We start from the raw sequence: 19,059 nt of genomic DNA on the forward strand, positions 1-19,059 counted from the left end.
TCTGGCCAGCGCAATGCGCCGTGCTGGTACGAATCCAGGCGCTGAAAGCGGAGCATGCGTTTTGGGGTATCGCCGGATCTGGACCCAGCTGCGCTTCGGCGAGGGACTGGCCGTCAACAGGAAGCGGATTCTGGCGACTGATGCAGGAGCATGGCTTGCTTGTGAAAGCCAATGCCCGGTTGAAGGCGCGCCGCACGCCGACGCGCAGCAAGCCGCGCCCGACGACCCCGAACCAGTGGTGGGGCATTGACATGACGAAGGTGATGGTCGAGCCCATCAGCTGGGTGTATGTCGTCATCGTGTTAGACTGGTATACGAAAAAGATTGTGGGCCACTACGCGGCCTCCAGGCGAAGACGTTGCAGTGGTTGGTCGCGTTGGACTCGGCCGTGCAGCGCCAATTCCCGCAGGGGAGCCGCGACCACGGCCTGCATCTGATGAGCGACAATGGCTGTCAGCCGACCTCGGTGGTTTCATGAAAACGTGTGCGACGCTCGGGATCACGCGGCGTTCACGAGCTACAACAACCCCAAGGGGCAGTGGCGCAGATTTAAAGCTCAAAGCGCTCCAGAAAGCGGCGGAGATTACAAAGGCAATTTAGCTGACGATGATCAGCGAAAAGATCTCACCGCCCGGTTTCAGCTCATGCCGCCGGCGGAACGACGGCGTGCGGCTGAACATCCGACCGTTCATGAGTGGTAAGGATGTCGGGCTGGGAACCGAGCAGGAAATTCTGGTAGCGCTTCGCGGCAGCTCATTAGCCGAGCGCCGCAACCTGCTGGACGCGATTCCGCAACGATTTGCTCTCGCACTGGAAGAAGCTGCCCGGCTCTTGGAACCGAAACAACGCCGATACCGAACGGCTGATGCGGACGCTCAAAGAAGAACTCCTCTGGCTCCGCGAATTGACCAGTCCGGTGGCATTGGAACAGGCGCTCGCCACTTGGGTCGAGTGGTACAACACGCGGTATTTGCATTCAGCGCTCGCGTATCGGACACCGTGCCAGGGTCGAACAACAACTCAGCCACAGCACTCAGTTCGCGCCGCTTGACAAATGGGGAGCACTACATTCTTACTCTGCAACATCGTGAGCTTCTGCTGCTTCTCCCGTCTCAGAATGACTCTGACCGTTCTCATCATAGGGTGGATGTGGTAGATGTTCTCTTCCTGGAGATGATGCCATGGAAGCATGGTTGGTACTTTTAGAACTTCCCTTCCTCCTGCTGGCCACTATCTTCAGTTTTCTGACTGCCAGACGCACCAAGAATAGTTTAGTCGGCAATGGAATGGTCTTTATCGCAACGGGTTCACTGATCATGGCGAGTGGCCATGTCATCATGATCGTTGACGGAATTCTGCAACAACATATTCTGGCCGACGTGTTTGGCAAGGCAAGTGGAGCGAGTGCCTGGCTTCTGGCTCTTTCTTCAAGTTGGCTCCTCTATGGGTTCGGCTTTTATAAAATCTATCAAGACCTGCCGGGGAAGGAACGAGCGCTGTATGAGGCCATTACGAAGCAGAGGCGGGCGGCCGAAGCACTGAGCCTTTCCGAACAGCGGTACCGGCGGCTGATCGAGACTGCACGTGATGTCATCTATACGATTTCACCCCAGGGAATCATCACGTCGCTTAATCCTGCCTTTGAAGTCTTTACAGGATGGCCATGCTCGGAATGGATTGGGAAGCCATTCGCCCCTCTGGTGTGTCCCGAGGACCTCCCGCTCGCGATGGCGATGTTCGAACGGACCATGGCCGGAGAACAACCGCCCTTATTTACGGTGAAGATATTCGACCAATGGGGCGCCTACCGAGTGGGAGAATTCTTCCAAACCGTTCAAACGGATGAGAATGGAATTGCCGTTGGCTTATTGGGAGTCGGCCGGGATGTTTCCGACCGCGTCAAGATAGAAGAAGCGCTGAAGAAAGCCCATGACGAATTGGAACGCCGGGTCTTGGAGCGAACGTTGGCGTTGTCCAAAGTGAACGATGAATTGGAGGGGCGCACCAAAGCGCTCGAAGCAAGCGAAGAACGGCTTCAGCAGAGCTTACTGACTCTGCATCACACTCTTGAAGATCTCCGCTATCAGAAGAGCCTGCTGGAGTCTCAGAGCGAGGCGGCGATCGACGGCATTCTTGTTATGTCCAGTCGCGGAGAGGTGCTGTCCTTCAACAGCCGCTTTGCGGAGATGTGGGATGTCGCCAAGAGTCTGTTCCAAAAAGGTGAGAGCGGATTCTTATTGCGGAAACTGGAAGCTCTGGTGGTCAACCCTGAGCAGCTCATGAAGGAGGTTCCGACGCTCTCTGACTCGACGCCGCAGGTACACGAGCAGCCCCAGGACATCGAGTTAAAAGATGGCCGATTGTTCGAGCAGTACAGTGCGCCAATCAAGGACGCTGGCGAGGTCGTCTACGGGCGCATCTGGTATTTTCGAGATATTACAAAACGGCGGCAGTCGGAAGAAGCATTGCGCGAGAGTGAGCAGCGGTTCCGCTCCGTCACGGAGTCGGCAACCGATGCCATCATCACGGCGGATTGGAACGGCCGGATCTTATCGTGGAATCTCGGCGCGCAAATCATCTTTGGCTATCGCGCCGCCGAAGTCATCGGGAATTCCCTCACCTGTCTCATGCCGGAACGTTTTCGCGAGTCACACACGAACGCCCTCGAACGAGTTCGCACCGCTGGTGAGAGTACGTTTGTGGGACGCACCCTGGAGATGTACGGGGTGCACAAGGACGGGACGGAATTTCCATTGGAAATCTCGCTGGCGATCTGGAGGGGCATGAAAGGAACTTTCTTTAGTGGAATCGTCCGTGATTTGACCGATCGCAAAAGAGCCGAGGCGGCCAGGGCCCGTTTGGTCGCTGTGCTCTTCGGAGAGTTCGAACGTCGCCACATCGCGCGCGAGTTGCATGATCAGATCGGTCAGGCGCTGACCGCGTTGAGAATAACCCTTGAAATGGTACAGCGGGTACCAGCCGAAAGCCCGCTCGTGAAACTGAATGAGGCTGTGGTGATGGTTGATGACCTCATTAAGAGAGTGCAGGCGCTGTCGCTCGATCTCAGACCTCCGATGCTGGACGATCTTGGCCTACTGGCCGCCTTGCTGTGGCAGGTACAGCAGTATTCTGCACGAAGCGGCATCCAGGTGGAATTTGAGCATGCGGGGTTGGAACGGCGGTTTGGCCAGGCTATTGAGACAGCCGCCTACCGGACCGTACAAGAATCGTTGACGAACGTCGCCCGTCATGCCGGAGTTCGAGAGGCCAGGGTGCGCGTCTTCGCGAACGAGCGCACGCTGAGCGTTGACGTCGAGGATCACGGCCGAGGATTCGATGCCGAGCGGGCTCACAGCATAGCAACCTTCGGCTTGACCGGCATGCGCGAGCGAGTCAGTGCTCTCGGGGGACAGCTCACCATCGAATCGGCGCCCAATCGCGGCACCCGGATCAGCATGGAAATTCCACTGGCGGAGAAGGTCCCGCCCGCGCTGGAGATTGCCGACGGGGCATGATCACGTCCAAGCCATGGGCCTCTCATCCTTCCACCTCTTGACCAGTCAGTCTCCCCGACCGGGGCTGACGGACAATCTCATGGAATCTTCGGTTCGCCCCTCTCGCCTGTTTTGAATCGGTAGAACCCCTGCGTTCGCCCGAAACGCTTTCGCTCGAACACAGCCGCTCAAACTGAGGGGACACGTTGTCGGTGTCCCATTCGCCGCCTCCACTTTGCCGATTGTCGCCGTAAAGGTACTCGCCTACAGTGCGCAATGGAACGGAAGAGGCTTCTCACTCGAGCGGCGGGGCCATCAGGAATCCGAAAGGAGGTGCAATATGTGACAGCCGAGGGCAGCACAGGCCGCACTTTTCCCACTGCAGCAAAAGGAGAATAAACCATGAAGCATCCCAATCTCAAAGGCACGCTGATTTCTGCGGCGGCACTCGCGCTGGTCGCGCTGGGCGCCGGGCCAGCTATAGCGCGAGACAATCCGGTGGCCGTCTCGGATAATACCCCGTTCTTCCTTCCAACCCAGTTGTCGATCAATGTCGGAGATACGGTCACGTGGACGAACCAATCGCCGGATTCCATGCATACGGTGACTATGGTGGCGTTGGCCGCAAGTCCGGGGGATCCGGTTCCGACACTTTCGTTCGGCGGCCTGTTCGATAAGCGGGATCTCCTGCCGGGGCAGACATTCCGGGTGAAATTTGATACACCCGGAATCTTTCCCTACACCTGCCTGATTCACCCATGGTTTGCCGGATCCATCAGCGTGAGCCTTCCTGGAGCCCCACTCGGCGCAGGCCCGTTGTTCGACATTCTGCAAGGGCCCGACACGCCGGACATGCCGACGCCGATCGCGAACGGCTTCTCGCCTGGCATCGGCGAAGTCTGCACGACGGCCACCTATGAAACGCCGCCGGGGAAGGTGCCGGGCGTGATCCATTGTGCGGACGCCAAGTCTTTTCAGGACCTCTCGTTGTCGGCATTCGATCAGAATCCAACGGCCTCGATCCGAAAAGTTTCCCTTCCCTGCGGGAATCGGATGATCGGCGGTCGGTTCGAAGGGGCCTTCACGACACACAATCTTTGGTTCGACAAAACCGGCTGTAAGATGTTCGCGACACAGTTGCACGCGGGAAAACTCATGGTCTACGACAGGAAGACGAACAACCAAAGCCCGTTCGTTATCACGACTCTGCCAGCGGGCAATAATACGCATGTCATGACAACGCCCAACGGCGTGGTCGGCATGTCCACGATGGAGGGCGGCGTCAACCCGGATGGCTCGGTGTCCGGGCATATTGCGCTGTTCGATGCACAGAACCCGGCCCCAACTGTGACTAATTACATCAATACGGGATCGGATCTGCCGCATGGGTTCTGGATCTGCGGCGACGGCAAGCATCTGGTGGCGCCGGCGCCGTTGCAGAACAAAGTGGTGTTCATGACCGTCCCGGCGACGCCGAACGGCGTCGGCACCAAGGATACAGCCACGCCGTCGGTCGGCATCTATCCGGTCGCAGTCGGCACGCTGCAGAACTGCACCAAGACCTATGTGACTAATGCCGTCGATCATACGGTCGGTGTCTACGATCCGGTGACGGGCGGGTTCCTGCACAATGTGGATCTGGGGGTCTGCACCACTTGTACGCTGATGGGCACACCAGTCCCAACGATTCACTCGCCGATCCAGGTGCCTCCAAGCCCGGACGGGAGGTATGTGGTCGCCTTGCTGTCGAAGGCGGCGCGGATCGCGGTCATCGATACGTCGTCGGATACGGTCGTGGCGACGACGGACTGCGGCAACGGCTGCCATGGTGGAACCTTTGTGCCGAAGCAAGGCGGCGGGTACTACCACGTGGCGTCGGTGGCCTATCAGGACAAGATGATGGTGCTGGACATGGATACGTTGCAGTTGGCCGGGCAGATTACCACCAACGCGCGGAGCACGGTCAAGTTGGCCGGGCTGGACTCGACGACCTGCCCGACGTGCCCGAGTGTGGCCGAAGGCGTGGGGTGGAACTCCGGGATCATCGGCTTCCCGCTGAGCCCGCCGTGGATCCAGCCGACGATGACGCAGTGATCATGGAGGGGGCTGGAATGCAAAGCGCGGTGACGCCTAGCTAATCCATGACGGAGGGAGAGGGAGACCAGTGCCTTTCCCTCTCCCCTTCACGGTTGCGACCTCCGCGAACGATCCCTCTATTCTGATGAGAGTACCTAGCGTAGGCACCGTGCGATAACCGAGGTCATTTCACTGAACAAACGGCCGTGAATCGGAGGGCCGGAAACCAAAGGGTGGTGCGGGAGTATGCGAAGACTGAGTGCAGTGCTTCTATTCGGAATACTGTCGGTTCCACCGGGACTTTCTGGCGAAGCCGCGCCCCTGTCCGGCGATGGCGAGGTCGTGGCCCGCGTCAATGGTGTCGAGATCACCAAGGGGGAAGTACGCCTCCAGACAGATCTCTATGAGCGGGCCCACCCGGGACTTTCACCGCAATGGAGAGGGCAGCGGGCAGCCAGCGCTGCGCGGACGCTGGTTGAGAATGTGCTGTTGGAGGAACTCGGGCGGCAATTGAATGTGCGTGTGTCCGAGCCAGAGGTCGAAGCCAAGTACGCGGAATTCAAAGGCGCGACTGAAGAAGGGATTTTTCAGGGGTTGCTCCGGGTGCAAGGAAGCAATCCGGCGAAGCTACGCCAGGATATCCATAAGGGTTTGCTAGATATGAAAATCAAGACCCGCCTGATGGAATCCGTCGTGGTCACAGAGAGCGATCTTCGCGCCAAGTTCCAGGAAGAGAAGGCCACATTCTATCCGGAACAGGTCAAGGCTCGCGAAATTATTGTACTGACCTATGATCTCGCGACACGGTTGTATCAGGAACTGCTACAGGGAGCCGACTTTGCATCACTCGCTCGTAGCACGTCGACGGACAAGTCGAGGAGTCATGGGGGCGAGCTGGGGTGGGTCCCCAAGGGCCAGCGGTATGCACCGTTCGACGACGTGGTCTTCAAGCTCCGGCCGGGCCAAATCGGCCGGCCCTTCCAGTCGCCGCACGGCTATCATATCGTCAAGGTAGAAGGATACCGACCTGAAGGGTGGGGATCGCTGGACGAGAAGCGACCAGTGCTTGAGACACAAATCCGAGCCTTCCGCGCCGAGCGCGACAAGGAGCGGCGGATGGAGGAAGTGAGGAAGCGCGCGACGATTTGGGTTGCTGAGCGCATCGATCTGGATGCCGCTCCGATGAACATGAATCGACCATGACTTGACTGACGGATGACTATGGGGCCCATGAATAGCGCCTTCACCTGGTTGACCGTCGCGCTTCTCGCGATCGGCCTTGCAGCAGACGCGTGCGAGCAGCGAGAGAAGTCGCGGCCGCGCAAGCTGGTGGAGGTGCTGCCGATGCACATTGCCACCGTCGATGGGACGATAATCACTCGAGATCAGGTCGAGGCGCGGCTCGAACAATTTCGGAGTATTCTGGCCCACCAACAGCATGCGGGGCCGGGGGGGAATCCCGGGGCGCAACCGACCGAGACGTCCGGGCGCGCGACCAATCCGCATGCCATGCACGAGACTACGCAGACGGCCGTTGCGCCGGTCCTCCCGACTGCAGCGGGTCCTGCCCAGTCGGTGCAGCTGCGGTCAGGCCTGCAAGACGATCGGGAATTGCTGCGGACCATTATCAACCAATTGGCACTCGAGCGACTCAAGTGGCAAGAGGCCGAGCGCCTTGGTCTGACGGTCTCCGATGCCGTGATTGAAGAGCAAGTGAAGCAAATCGAAGAGCGGTTCGGCTCGCGTGAGGCATTCGAGGAGGCCCTACGGAAGGGCCATATCACGCGGCAGCAGTGGTGGGTGGAGATGCGCCAGGCCCTGCTCTTTGACCAACTGGAAGTACGCAGGCGCCAAGCGGTCCCGGTCAGCGATGAGGAGATCCGGCGCTACTGGGAGGAAAACCGGGACGAACTCGCCCCGCTATGGAGCGTAGAGCGCCTGGATCAAGTTCGGGACCGCGTTCGCGACCTCATGCAGCAAGCCCGCTGGTCAACCGCGAAGACTGAATGGGAGCAATCGCTCGGTCGAACGGCGAAGATCTGGGTCAATCCGACGGTTCGAGAACTGCTCGTCGTGGCCAAGAACCATGCACACTAAGAACCCCATACATTCTTGGGCCGGCATCGCTCGTTCGATCATGGTCCTTGCGACGGCCTGTGTGGTGCTGATCGCCGGGACGCTGTTTTCGTACGCCGGCCCATCCGACCCCCCGGCGGTCCCGGCGCCGCTGTCCCAGGTGACGAAAGCGTCCGGCTGCGGGTATTTCGTACCACAGATCTCCGCAGACGGCCGATGGCTGCTGGCCATGACGGACTGTATGCAGCCCGGATCCAGCTATGGCCGACAGACAGTCCGGATCGATCGCGCAACGCAGCGAGTGGAAAGGCTGACGCCACCTGAAGCCAACCCTGAAGCGGCCACCATCAGCAGTGACGGCAACCGGATCGTTTTCCTCAGCGACGCGGAGCTTGTCTCGGGAGAGAATCCCGATCGGATCCAGCAGCTCTTCCTGTATGACGCAGTCGAGGGCCGCTATACCCAGCTTTCGCGACTGCGAGCGGACATGCCAGGACGGGCCCTATTGACGCCGCAGATTTCGGCGAGCGGCCAGGTGGTCGTTGTCGCTTCCGATGCCGACCTCGTCCCTGGAGAAAACACCGACGGCAACATGGAACTGTTCCTCATCGATCTTCGCGCCCACCGCGTGCTCCAGCTCACCCATACGGCCACTCCGGCGAATCATCAATGGCCGGCGATGGATCAGGACAGCCGTACCGTGGTGTTTGTGGGCGTTCATCTCATGCCGGACGGGGAAACGACTCGAAGCGATCGTGACGGGTTGTATGCCTGGGACCGGCAATCGGGCGAGGTGAGGATCCTGCTCGAGTCGCCTGTCGGCATGGCGACGGTCTTCAGCCGGCCGGTTCTGGCTGCCTACGGACAAGCGCTGGTCTTCCATTCGCAGGCCGACTTCCTCGGCGAAAATCCGGACCAAAACGACGAGCTGTTTTTGGTGGAAATGGCCACCGGTATCCTGACGCAACTGACCCACACTTCGCGTTGCATGAACGTGCTTCCCGATATCGCCGCAGATGGTACGTGGGTGACCTTTCTCTCTACTTGCCGATACCATCCCGTTCAGACGACCGTCGGAGCAAATGTCTTTCTTCTGCATGTGGGGAGCGACGATGTGCTGCCGCTCACGAGAACCGGCAGCATGACTGTGGGATTCCATCCACCGAGCATCGATGCCGCCGGAAGGACAGCAGCCTTCTCGGTGAACGCTGAATTGCCTGGAATGATCAACCCGCGGCATGATCTCCAAATCGTCACGACTACTGTGCCTGCAAGAAAGGGCGGGGGTCTCCCGCCGCCACGGCGGGTACTCCGTCCCGAGGACATTAGTGCGTGGGCGATCAGCCGGGACGATCCGAACGTGCTCTATCTTGGCACCCGCACGTCGGGCGTGTTGAGAAGCCGAGACGGCGGCCGGAGCTGGCAGTTGGCCTCCTATAGGCTCGGGGAAGAAAACATCACGGGTCTTGTTGCCGGGCGGGCGGAGCCGAATCTTCTGTATGCCAGTACCGCGCATGCGGGTGTGTACCGGTCGGTCGACGGCGGGCAGCACTGGATGGATGTCAACGATGGGCTGAAAGACCTCTGCATCACCGGCCTGGCCCTTGAGCTTCAGGATCATGAGACGCTCTATGCGCAGACCCCTTCAGGGGTGTTCCGGTCGGGCCTGCTGGTGGAACAGTGGGAACCGGTCAGCCAACTCCCCAGAGGGCTGGTGGCCGGCCAGCCCTCGGACGGCGGGGTACAGCTTGCCTACGCGATTCATGCCAGCGAAGGAAGCCAGCCCAAGATCCTGGCGCCGTCCGAGAAGGCGGTGCAGTCGGTCCTACAGAAATCTAAAGGATGCTCCACACGGACAGGAGGGGACGAATCATGATCAGCGTTCATGAGCTGACGAAACGCTACGGCCCTGTGCATGCGAACGACCGGATCACCTTCGAAGTGGAAGCCGGCGAGATCGTTGGGTTGCTGGGGCCGAACGGAGCCGGCAAGAGCACGGCGATGCGGATCCTGACCGGATGCCTGCCCGCCACTTCAGGATCGGCGTCGGTCGGAACCTACGACTTGAGCGCCCAGGCGACCGAGGCGAAACGGCAGATCGGCTACCTCCCCGAATTTGTGCCGCTGTACCCTGAGATGACGGTTCCAGAATACCTGGGGTTCTTAGGAGGGTTGCGCGGCTTGAAGCGGCGACGCCTGCGGGCGGCTGTTAACGAGGTGATCGAACGCTGCGGGCTCGCCGACATGCGACGTCGCCTGATCAAAAACCTCTCAAAAGGGTATCAACAACGCATCGGGTTGGCGCAGGCGCTGGTCCACAACCCCTCAGTGCTCGTCCTCGATGAGCCGACGGGCGGGCTTGATCCGCGCCAGGCCCATGAGATGCGCCAGATGATCCGCCGCCTCGCCGGCTCTCACACCATTCTGTTGAGTACGCATATCCTTTCAGAGGCGACCGCCCTTTGCCAGCGCGTGGTGATCCTCCATCGGGGACGCGTGGCGGCGGTCGACCGGCAAGAGCGCCTGGCGGCTCGGTTGCGACAATCTGAAAAGGTGGCCCTGCGTCTGCGGCACCCGCCGCAGGACCTCTCCGTGCAGCTCCGAAATATCCCGGGCGTAATCGGACTGTATCCGGAGTCCGTGTGGGGAAGCCAGCCCATCCAGGCGTGCAACCACCGGTGGATCGTGGAATGCGAGCTGGGCAAGGACCTGACGGAAGAGCTCGCCAGACGGTCCGTCCAGCGTGGCTGGGGTCTGGCGGAACTGACTCCGCTTTCGATGAGCTTGGAAGAAGTCTTTCTCAATCTGACCAACATGGAAGCCGAGGAGGTGGAGCGATGAGGGCCGTCTGGGTCATCGCCAAGCGAGAAGTCCGCAGTTATCTGACCTCCCCCGTGGCCTATGTCGTGTCCGGCATCTTTCTCGCCCTCATCGGGTTTCTTTTCTATGGCGTGGCGAAGAACGCCAGCGAGCGGAGCATGCAGTTGCTCCAACATCAGGGGCTGTTGCCCGCCTTCAACGTGATCCAGTTGGTGTTCCGCCCCACGCTTGAGAACATGGGATTGGTCTCGGTTTTCGTGGTTCCGTTGCTGACCATGCGGCTGCTCGCCGAAGAACGTCGCCAGCGCACGTATGATCTACTCTTTAGCGCCCCCATTCCTGTCCTCGCGATCGTCGTCGGAAAATTTTTAGGGGCGGTGGTCATCTACACGGGTCTCCTCCTGCTGACCTTGGTGCTGCCGGTGCTGTTGAATCAGTATGCGGTGTTTCCATGGACGGCGTTGGCGGCAGGGTATGTGGGACTCTGGCTGCTGGGCCTCGTCTTTATCGCGGTCGGCCTCTTCGCCTCGTCGTTGACGGAATATCAGATCGTGGCGGGCTTCACCGGGATGGGGATCCTGCTGGCGTTGTGGGCGGTCGGCCTGATTTCCCCGGATGCGGAGATGACCGCGCTGGCCGCGATTCAGCGCAAGATGGCCCTGTACCCGCATTTTGACGTATTTATGCAGGGCTTGATGAGCACCGGTTCGATGGTGTTCTTTCTAACTTTCACCATGTTCTGGCTTGCCATGGCGTATCGGGTGGTCGAGGCAAACCGATGGCGTTGAAGATTCCGAACATGCGAAAAATCAGGCTGGCGCCGGCCTCCCTGCAGGTCGTCCGGGACGCGTGGCGACGGAGGCATGGGCGGCGATGGGCTTGGCGCAGCGCGAATAGCGTGACGATCCTGGTCTTGCTCGCCGGGCTCCTCGTGGTCGTCAACGGCATCGCGGCGTATAAGGACGTGCGATTCGATCTCTCGGAGACGCGGCGCTTCACGCTGGCTCCTCGTACGCTCGATCTGCTCGACCATTTGGACCAGGAAGTGAAGATCTATGCCTTCGTCCAGAAAGGGAGCGGCGAGGAAAAGACCGCACTCGAACTGCTCGAAACCTATCGGAATCACTCCTCCAAGTTGACTGTGCACGTGCTGGATCCCGAGCAACACCCGACGCAGGCCAAGGAGTTCGACGTTAATCAATTTGGCACGATCGTCGTGATGACGGCAAGAGGGCGACAGGCGCGCGGGACGGCGGTCAGCGAAGCCGAAATTACTCGCGCGCTACTGCGGGCGGTGCGGGAGGCAGGGCAGGCTGTGTATTTTCTCGAAGGTCATGGCGAACATAGTCTGACCGAAGGGGGCAAAGACGGCTACGCGCAACTTCGTGCCATCCTCGAACACGAGGGGTATACGCCGAAGGCGTTGCTCCTTCTGGGCGGGGAATCGATTCCAGCCGATGCGCCAGCCGTGGTCATTCCGGGGCCCAAGCACGCGCTGCTCGAGACCGAGGTGGAGCAGGTGCAACGGTACGTGGAGCGAGGGGGGCGGCTTGCCGTCCTAACGGATCCTCAGGTCGAAACGGGACTGGAGCCGCTCCTGGCGCGCTGGGGTGTTACGCTCGGCGCAGGGGTGGTCGTTGATCAGGAAGGGCGCACCTTCGGTGGGTCGGCGACCCTCCCGTTAATCACCGTCTATTCGGTGCACGAGATCGTGCGCGACCTGAAGCTCCCGACGTTATTTCCGGGGGCTCGCCCGTTACTGTTGGATCTGAAGTCGGAGCGAACGGGATTGACGTATCTGGCCCAAACCAGCGGGCAGAGCTGGGCTGAACGTGACGTCGGCGTCCGCCCTGTGCAGTTCGACCCCAAGCGTGAGGACCAGGGGCCGTTCACCCTGGCCGTCGCGGCCGCGCCCCGCACCATGCCGTCCGACCCACGGGGGAGCCCTCGGATGATCATCGTGGGGGACTCCGACTACTTGACTAATACCTATCTGAATTTTTCCGGGAACCGGGATCTTTTCCTCAACATGCTCAATTGGCTGATGCAAGGATTAGATTCCTTTACGATTCGACCTCCGGACGTGAAGGTCAGTCCGATTATCCTGTCCGAACAACAGGCTCGTGTGCTGTTCGTGCTGCCGGTCGTGGCACTCCCACTGTGCATCGCAGCGGCGGGATGGACGGTTTCGCGGTATCGACGGACACGGAGCTGACCATAACAGCCATTCGCATGATCAGCCGCATGCGGCCACTCTTGGCGACCGTCAGTCTCGGGGCATTGCTGGCCGGCCTGTGGATCTATTGGCAGGATATGCTCTCTACGGATCTCCGTGAAGCTCGGCGTGCTATGAGGCAGGCGCTTGCAGAAGGTTCGCTCTCCATCGATACAAGCACGGTGAGGGTATTTCGCATCAGGCGAAACCAAGGAGCGATCATCGCGGTACGGCGCCTCTCCGAAGGTGGATGGATGTTCGAAGCCCCCTTTCATGCGCCGGCCGATAGCTACGCGGTCGATCGGGCTTTGGGCTTCTTACGCCAAGTCGCGATCACGCGCAGAATTGCCCTGGATGCCGGTGATCAGGAGGAGTTCGGCCTCCAGACGCCGTTGCTCGTGATCGAGTTGGAGTCGGATCTTGGGGTGCAACGCCTGACTATTGGAAAAGAATCCCCCGTCAGCGACGAACTCTTCGCTGAAATGACCCACCAGGATGGGATTGTGCTCCTGCCCAAGGACCTGCTGACAAGGTTGCCCCGGGATCCCAGCGACCTGTTGGACCGACATGTGGTGCCATTGGCCCGAGACCCGCTGCACACCATCGAGGTGAAGCATGGAGGGACCTCGCTGCTCTTGAAGGCAGGGGGACAAGGATGGAGTATTGACTCGCCGATTCAGGCGGTGGCGGATCGTAGGGTCATGATGGAATGGATTACCCACCTCGCCGGGCTTGAGGCGAGACGGGTATTTTGGGAAGAGAGCGGTAATCACCACCGGAGGAAGTTACAGCGTGAAGGACAACTCGTATTTGCAGCCGGCAACATGAGCCATTCCCTTGAGCTGGCAAGGTCGGGACATATGCTCGTCGCGCGGCGATCCGATAAACAGGACCTTTACTACGAAGTCGCCGAGGAAGAAGCGGCGTGGCTCTTTCCGGATCTGTTCCGACTGTATGACAAGCATCTCATCCATATGGAGACGGGCGAACTCACGAGGCTGGAAGTGCGCGACGAGAGAAGGGTGGCCCGCTTGGAACGGAATGGAACAGGGTGGACCTGGGAGGGCCGACATCTGCAAGACGCGAAGGTCGAGAATCTGGAGCGCTGGATCCAGGAACTCAACCTTACAGAAGCCACAGCATTCATGCCGGAGATTGGCAATTGCGGGACAGGGCCATCGCAGCGATGGACCGTCACGCTCAAGGCCGCAAATGGGCATCGCTTGGACCAAGTTGTCCTGAGCCGGACCCGGCGCTGCGGCGACATTGCCACCCCGGCTTCGGGCATCACAGTCAGGCTACGCGATCGCGCATTGATCGACCAACTCCAACTCATTCTACTCTTCAAACCTCCTGCCTATCGCCCCGCGGTTGGCGCGTAACCAGATAGGGCCTCGCTCAGTCGTGTACGCCCCTTTGGGTTCGATCAGTCCAGAAACGTGAGGTCTGCAACTCAGACTACTTAAAAAGGAGGGGTGCCTTTCGACCAGTTGGAGAAGAGGAATTGCGTTCGCCGGCGTTTTGGCGTTGAGTACGGCTCGAAACGGTTCTGTCGCACTGTAGGGACATGGAGTCACAAGTTCAGCAGTCAGGTCAAACGCTCCGGGAAGGTCTTATGGTGATCGGCCTGTCGATGTTCATGGGGGCCGAACCGAGTGGAGCAACGGTCTATCGCTGCACAGGGCCATCGGATTCGCTGATTTTTACCGACAGTCCCACGCAGCAGGAGCAGTGCACCCCCTTACCGAATCTATCGCCGCCCCCGACTACGTCGGGATCCGGTAGCTCAGGTAGGGGGCCCGGGGATTCCATGCCGTTCAGTGGGACTGGCGTAACAGAGGTGCCCGTTCCCGAATCGGAAAGGCCTCCGGATGCCGGAAAGATCGAGACGCAGGCCATCCCACCGCCGCAGAATACGGCTGCGCCGGAGCCTGCCGGCCAGGAATCGGGGAGCATGTTCGGCGCCAAGGGAGACGGCGATTCCCAGAAGCGTTTGCTGTACATCAATCCATTGAATCCCTTGTTGCCGGTTCCCGTTGACCCGGCTGCGCAAGGGCAACAAGGGCAATAGGGATCGTGTTGGGTCGAATCTTTCTAAGCATGTGTCGACAGGTGATCGGTGGTCACAGTCAACGGGACATGATGAACCGAGAGACGGGCATGACGCTTATCGAGATGCTGACAACGATCACGATCCTGGCGTTGCTAGCGTCCGTTGCGTTGCCGATTTCTCATGTGGCGTCGAAACGCGGCCGGGAAATGGAACTCCGCGACACACTCCGAGCACTGCGAACCGCCATTGACCTGTTCAGGCTTGAGTGGAGCCGGGATGGGGAGATTCTTTTAGGGCAGGTGTGCGTGAAAAGTAAATTGACGTGCAAAGACGTGACCGGGCGGACCGGGTATCCAAAATCGTGGGATGTGCTGCTCAAGGTCGCGCTTACCGGCAATGAAGCGGCGGTTAAGGAGAAGGCGTTCCGTCGTTACCTCAGGAAGGTACCCAAGGACCCCATCACCGGACAACCGGATTGGAGATTGCGGTGCCATTCGGATCCGCCGGACGCCGAACGTTGGTGCGGAGAGGATATCTATGACGTTTCAAGTCGAAGCGATGCGATCGCGCTGGACGGCACGAAATACAAGGACTGGTAATACCCGGCTAGGAGCCTGTCCGGCATTGACCCTTCTACTGCGGCGAACGATCTGCAGCCATCTGCGTCGTTCTCGACTCGAAAAAATACTCAATGTATTCCAGCGAATACACCTCCGGTTTTTCCTGGCCTGCGGCCTCGCATCCTGCCGCACCTCCTTCGCCTCGTCACGAACGGCAGTGCCGGACAGGCTCCTCGGTGAAAGCGGCTTCACGCTCGTCGAGCTCGCGATTATTTTGGTCATCGTCGGAATCCTTGCGACGCTCGCTGTACCGACCTATCGTCAAGCCGTCGTCAAGGCACAGGAAGCGGTCCTGAAACAGAACCTGTTCACCTTGCGCGAAATGCTGGACCAATACCGCGCAGACAAGGGCCGGTTCCCGCAGTCGCTCAGCGACCTGGTCGCGCAGGGCTATTTGCGGGCGGTCCCCCTTGACCCGCTCACGCGCTCCGCGACGACATGGCAGGAAATCATGGATGAGGTCGAAGAAGGAGTCCTCGATGTTCATTCAGCCTCCACGCTCGTTGCCACCAATGGGATTCCGTACAACGAATGGTGATTCTTTTTCAAGAAGATGCCGGAGGTTCTGATGGCGGTGTTTCTCTATAAAGCCGTGCGCGCAGACGGGACCGCGCTTGAAGGTCGGATTGAAGGGGAAACCGAGGGCATCGTCCGAAGCCAGCTTGACGGGCAAGGCTTGTGCGTGTTCCGGCTGTCGCCCGAACGCTCCGGCCTCAACCTGCCGCTCAAGCGCTTACAGCAACGCCAGAAGAATGCGCTCCGCGATTTTCTGGTCTTCAACCAGGAATTGTTGGTGTTGATCAAAGCCGGGCTTCCCATTCTGAAGATTTGGGACCTGCTGATCGAGCGTATGCCGAACCGTGCGTTTCAGGCGACTCTCCGAGCAGTCCAGTATGACATCCGAGGTGGGGCGTCCATCTCGGACGCGTTGGCGCGTCATCCGCATCATTTCCCGGAGATCTACATCGCTTCTATCCTGGCAGGTGAGCAGTCAGGGACGCTACCGGATGTGCTCAAACGCTACATCACCTATCTCAAGCTGATGATCGGATTGCGGCAGAAGATGACGAAAGCCATGGCCTATCCTGGTTTTCTGGTGATGGTCGGCATCGCGGTGCTGGCCTTTCTCTTAACATACGTGATGCCGACCTTTAAAGATGTGTATGAGGAATCAGGAGCGGAACTACCCACAGCGACCCAAGCGCTCTTAACCGGGGTCGACATCCTTGAGGAACATGCTGTGTCATTCGCCCTAGGGCTGTTTGTGCTCAGCGCGGCGGTGCGACTGTGGTTGCGAACTCCCATCGGCAGGCTTACCAGGGATCGTCTGCTCTTGAAGCTGCCGCTGATTGGAGAGATTCTGATCCGCCACTATACGGTTCAGTTCAGTCATACCTTGGCGACGGTACTGGCCAGTGGAGCGCCGCTCCTGAACGCCCTACGAATTGTGCAACAAGCGATGTCCAATCGAATCTTGGCTGCCGGCGTTGGGGCGGCGATTGATCAGGTTCAGCAAGGATCGAAGCTCGCGGCGGCCCTAACGCACGGGAAGGTGCTGCCGCGCATAGCCATTGAGATGGTCTCGGTGGGGGAAGAGACGGGCGCACTCGATGTGATGCTTCGAGAGCTGGCCGAATTTCAAGAGGATGAAATGGACCAACAATTGAACCTGCTGACGACGTGGATTGAACCGGTGCTACTGCTGGTGATGGGGGTGTTGGTGGGTGGGGTGGTGATTGTCATGTACCTGCCAATCTTTCAGATGGCGGGAAAAGTGCACTGACCGATGTGGAAGGCTCACATTGTTAGCGCCTGAGCCCGTGTCGGTTCGTCGGACCGATTACGGGCTTGCTCAATTGGTCCGGAATGCTGACAAACGGTCAGGCCCTGAGTCTGGCCCAGATAAGGGAGGAGTATGCGCAACGGGATACATAGTCACGGTTCACTGATGAACAGCCTGATCGAGCAAGGGTTAGTGTCCAGAGAGACCGTGCAGGCCGTCGCCGCGAGTCTTCAGGCCGACCAGTCGCTGCCGCAAGGTTTGGTCGGCCGGGGTGTGATCACCGAGGAGCAATGGGTGCAAATCCTGGCTGCTGAATCCAGATTGCCGTACGATCCATTGCTGGGTTATCGGATCCATACTCGCTTTTATGAGACCGTTCCCGTTGAATGGATGCACCGGCATCCGTTCGTGCCGTTGTCTGAAGAGAACGGTGTACTCACTATCGCGATTCCCGATCCTTATGATCTGATGGCCATTGACGACCTCGAGGTACTCCTGGGGCGCCCCCTTCGATTCGTGGTGAGCCCGCCGGAGGCCATTCGAAGCGCGTTGGCTCGGGGTGAAGGCACGAATCAGACTCTCAAGGAGCTGGAGGCCGAATACCGCTCGGTGCTGGTCAAAGAGAACGAACATGGGGAAGAAGTCCTGTCGCTCGAGAAGATCTCGAAGGATGAGAGCCCCGTGGTGAAACTTGTAGATACAATCTTGTTGAGCGCGATGCAGAAGCGAGCCAGTGATATCCATATCGAAGCCAGTGATCGCGCCGTGCAGGTTCGATTTCGCATCGACGGCATTCTCACACCGGCCCTTGAACCCCTGGACGTCAAGTTGCATGCGCCGCTGACCTCTAGGATTAAGGTCATGTCGGAACTGGACATCGCGGAACGGAGAGTCCCGCAAGACGGACGCTTTCGCCTTCGGATGGACCGCAAGACGGTCGATTTTCGAGTGTCCGTTCTGCCGGGCAGCTTTGGAGAGGGCGTTGTCATCCGAATCCTCGATCGCGAGTCCATCACCGCGGGGGTATCCTCTTTGCGCCTGGATCGCCTGGGCTTCAATGTGGAAGACCTGCGCCGTTTCCGACGGGCCATTATGGAACCATACGGCATGGTCCTGGTGACTGGCCCCACCGGGAGCGGGAAGACCACGAGCTTGTATGCGGCCATCACGGAGATCAACACGCAGGACCACAAAATGGTCACGATCGAGGATCCGGTCGAGTATCAGCTTCCCGGCGTGTTTCAGATTCCGGTGAACGAGAAGAAAGGCCTGACGTTTGCCAAAGGGCTCCGATCCATCCTACGACATGATCCGGACAAGATCATGGTCGGTGAAATCCGAGATGCGGAAACCGCACAGATCGCGATTCAGTCCGCCCTCACGGGGCACCTGGTGTTCACGACAGTCCATGCCAACAACGCGTTTGATGTGATCGGCCGATTTACCAGCATGGGCATTGAGCCCTACAATTTCGTCTCGTCTCTCAACTGTATTCTGGCGCAACGGCTTGTGCGAACGCTCTGCATGAAGTGCCGGGATGAAACGCGTCTGGATCCGGTCGAGGCGCGGGAATCGGGACTGGACTATGACAAGTGCAGCGAGAAGCCCGTAGCGCGCAGTCGCGGATGTGAAGAATGCCACGGACTGGGGTTCCGAGGGCGGCAATGTATTACCGAGTTTTTGGACCTGACGGATCCGATTCGAGAGATGATCCTTGATCGGCGTCCGCCATCCGAAATCCGAAAGCGTGCCGTGACGGAGGGGATGACGAGCCTTCGCCAATCCGCGCTAGAAAAGGTATGGCAAGGGATAACGACGCTCAAAGAAATCAATCGGGTGACCTTCATCGAGCAGGACTAGCAGAATTTGTCCAGAAAGGCTCGGCCGCGGTGAGGCTGAACCTCTATTCAACCTGCGTCAAC

16 protein-coding genes are annotated in these 19,059 nt (G+C 59.3%); all 16 read left to right on the top strand.

Features of this window, described 5'->3' with window-relative positions; all coding sequences use genetic code 11:
- Positions 1 to 446 precede the first annotated feature (446 nt).
- The 16 genes from ACWGXE_RS08845 to ACWGXE_RS08920 all read left to right on the top strand — a co-directional run bounded on the left by ACWGXE_RS08845 (position 447) and on the right by ACWGXE_RS08920 (position 18,997).
- Positions 447 to 701, top strand: a complete 255-nt coding sequence (locus tag ACWGXE_RS08845) for a hypothetical protein (RefSeq protein WP_447602984.1) — start codon at positions 447 to 449, stop codon at positions 699 to 701.
- Positions 667 to 1,206 (top strand): hypothetical protein, encoded by a 540-nt coding sequence (locus ACWGXE_RS08850; RefSeq protein WP_447602986.1) that lies wholly within the window; start codon positions 667 to 669, stop codon positions 1,204 to 1,206. The genes ACWGXE_RS08845 and ACWGXE_RS08850 overlap by 35 nt, the downstream gene beginning before the upstream one ends.
- Positions 1,182 to 3,515 (top strand): PAS domain S-box protein, encoded by a 2,334-nt coding sequence (locus tag ACWGXE_RS08855; RefSeq protein ID WP_447602988.1) that lies wholly within the window; start codon positions 1,182 to 1,184, stop codon positions 3,513 to 3,515. The genes ACWGXE_RS08850 and ACWGXE_RS08855 overlap by 25 nt, the downstream gene beginning before the upstream one ends.
- Before the next feature lie 381 nt (positions 3,516 to 3,896).
- On the top strand, positions 3,897 to 5,588 hold the full coding sequence (locus ACWGXE_RS08860) for a hypothetical protein (RefSeq protein ID WP_447602990.1): 1,692 nt from the start codon (positions 3,897 to 3,899) through the stop codon (positions 5,586 to 5,588).
- Positions 5,589 to 5,816: 228 nt separating this feature from the next.
- Positions 5,817 to 6,773 carry a peptidylprolyl isomerase gene (locus tag ACWGXE_RS08865; protein WP_447602991.1) on the top strand — a complete coding sequence of 319 codons (957 nt, stop codon included), beginning with the start codon at positions 5,817 to 5,819 and terminating at the stop codon, positions 6,771 to 6,773.
- Between the two features lie 18 nt (positions 6,774 to 6,791).
- Positions 6,792 to 7,667, top strand: coding sequence for a SurA N-terminal domain-containing protein (locus ACWGXE_RS08870; protein ID WP_447602993.1), 876 nt, complete (start codon positions 6,792 to 6,794; stop codon positions 7,665 to 7,667).
- Positions 7,668 to 7,707: 40 nt separating this feature from the next.
- The gene (locus tag ACWGXE_RS08875) at positions 7,708 to 9,522 is read left to right on the top strand and encodes a hypothetical protein (protein ID WP_447602995.1); all 1,815 of its coding nucleotides are present in this window, start codon (positions 7,708 to 7,710) and stop codon (positions 9,520 to 9,522) included.
- Positions 9,519 to 10,487 carry an ABC transporter ATP-binding protein gene (locus ACWGXE_RS08880; protein WP_447602997.1) on the top strand — a complete coding sequence of 323 codons (969 nt, stop codon included), beginning with the start codon at positions 9,519 to 9,521 and terminating at the stop codon, positions 10,485 to 10,487. Before ACWGXE_RS08875 ends, ACWGXE_RS08880 begins: the two co-directional genes overlap by 4 nt.
- A complete protein-coding gene (locus ACWGXE_RS08885; protein WP_447602999.1) occupies positions 10,484 to 11,254 on the top strand; it encodes an ABC transporter permease in 771 nt (256 codons plus the stop codon). Before ACWGXE_RS08880 ends, ACWGXE_RS08885 begins: the two co-directional genes overlap by 4 nt.
- Positions 11,245 to 12,681 carry a GldG family protein gene (locus ACWGXE_RS08890; protein ID WP_447603001.1) on the top strand — a complete coding sequence of 479 codons (1,437 nt, stop codon included), beginning with the start codon at positions 11,245 to 11,247 and terminating at the stop codon, positions 12,679 to 12,681. Before ACWGXE_RS08885 ends, ACWGXE_RS08890 begins: the two co-directional genes overlap by 10 nt.
- 29 nt (positions 12,682 to 12,710) lie before the next feature.
- Positions 12,711 to 14,063: a DUF4340 domain-containing protein gene (locus ACWGXE_RS08895; RefSeq protein WP_447603003.1), complete on the top strand. Its 1,353-nt coding sequence runs from the start codon at positions 12,711 to 12,713 to the stop codon at positions 14,061 to 14,063.
- A 185-nt stretch (positions 14,064 to 14,248) separates the two neighbouring features.
- Positions 14,249 to 14,752 carry a hypothetical protein gene (locus tag ACWGXE_RS08900; protein ID WP_447603005.1) on the top strand — a complete coding sequence of 168 codons (504 nt, stop codon included), beginning with the start codon at positions 14,249 to 14,251 and terminating at the stop codon, positions 14,750 to 14,752.
- An 89-nt stretch (positions 14,753 to 14,841) separates the two neighbouring features.
- Positions 14,842 to 15,333: a type II secretion system protein gene (locus ACWGXE_RS08905; RefSeq protein WP_447603006.1), complete on the top strand. Its 492-nt coding sequence runs from the start codon at positions 14,842 to 14,844 to the stop codon at positions 15,331 to 15,333.
- 178 nt (positions 15,334 to 15,511) lie between these two features.
- Positions 15,512 to 15,892 carry a type IV pilin protein gene (locus ACWGXE_RS08910; protein WP_447603007.1) on the top strand — a complete coding sequence of 127 codons (381 nt, stop codon included), beginning with the start codon at positions 15,512 to 15,514 and terminating at the stop codon, positions 15,890 to 15,892.
- 30 nt (positions 15,893 to 15,922) lie between these two features.
- On the top strand, positions 15,923 to 17,137 hold the full coding sequence (locus ACWGXE_RS08915) for a type II secretion system F family protein (protein ID WP_447603009.1): 1,215 nt from the start codon (positions 15,923 to 15,925) through the stop codon (positions 17,135 to 17,137).
- A 132-nt stretch (positions 17,138 to 17,269) separates the two neighbouring features.
- The gene (locus ACWGXE_RS08920; protein WP_447603011.1) at positions 17,270 to 18,997 is read left to right on the top strand and encodes a GspE/PulE family protein; all 1,728 of its coding nucleotides are present in this window, start codon (positions 17,270 to 17,272) and stop codon (positions 18,995 to 18,997) included.
- Positions 18,998 to 19,059: the final 62 nt, after the last annotated feature.

It is taken from the genome of Nitrospira sp. Nam80 (assembly GCF_965152575.1).

What these genes read in the sequence shown, in the direction of transcription:
- ACWGXE_RS08870 (WP_447602993.1), top strand. Translation starts at nt 6,792, where the DNA reads ATGGGGCCCATGAATAGCGCCTTCACCTGGTTGACCGTCGCGCTTCTC.
- ACWGXE_RS08900 (WP_447603005.1), top strand. Translation starts at nt 14,249, where the DNA reads ATGGAGTCACAAGTTCAGCAGTCAGGTCAAACGCTCCGGGAAGGTCTT.
- ACWGXE_RS08885 (WP_447602999.1), top strand. Translation starts at nt 10,484, where the DNA reads ATGAGGGCCGTCTGGGTCATCGCCAAGCGAGAAGTCCGCAGTTATCTG.
- ACWGXE_RS08845 (WP_447602984.1), top strand. Translation starts at nt 447, where the DNA reads ATGGCTGTCAGCCGACCTCGGTGGTTTCATGAAAACGTGTGCGACGCT.
- ACWGXE_RS08905 (WP_447603006.1), top strand. Translation starts at nt 14,842, where the DNA reads ATGACGCTTATCGAGATGCTGACAACGATCACGATCCTGGCGTTGCTA.
- ACWGXE_RS08855 (WP_447602988.1), top strand. Translation starts at nt 1,182, where the DNA reads ATGGAAGCATGGTTGGTACTTTTAGAACTTCCCTTCCTCCTGCTGGCC.
- ACWGXE_RS08875 (WP_447602995.1), top strand. Translation starts at nt 7,708, where the DNA reads ATGGTCCTTGCGACGGCCTGTGTGGTGCTGATCGCCGGGACGCTGTTT.
- ACWGXE_RS08920 (WP_447603011.1), top strand. Translation starts at nt 17,270, where the DNA reads ATGCGCAACGGGATACATAGTCACGGTTCACTGATGAACAGCCTGATC.
- ACWGXE_RS08860 (WP_447602990.1), top strand. Translation starts at nt 3,897, where the DNA reads ATGAAGCATCCCAATCTCAAAGGCACGCTGATTTCTGCGGCGGCACTC.
- ACWGXE_RS08890 (WP_447603001.1), top strand. Translation starts at nt 11,245, where the DNA reads ATGGCGTTGAAGATTCCGAACATGCGAAAAATCAGGCTGGCGCCGGCC.
- ACWGXE_RS08895 (WP_447603003.1), top strand. Translation starts at nt 12,711, where the DNA reads ATGCGGCCACTCTTGGCGACCGTCAGTCTCGGGGCATTGCTGGCCGGC.
- ACWGXE_RS08880 (WP_447602997.1), top strand. Translation starts at nt 9,519, where the DNA reads ATGATCAGCGTTCATGAGCTGACGAAACGCTACGGCCCTGTGCATGCG.
- ACWGXE_RS08915 (WP_447603009.1), top strand. Translation starts at nt 15,923, where the DNA reads ATGGCGGTGTTTCTCTATAAAGCCGTGCGCGCAGACGGGACCGCGCTT.
- ACWGXE_RS08865 (WP_447602991.1), top strand. Translation starts at nt 5,817, where the DNA reads ATGCGAAGACTGAGTGCAGTGCTTCTATTCGGAATACTGTCGGTTCCA.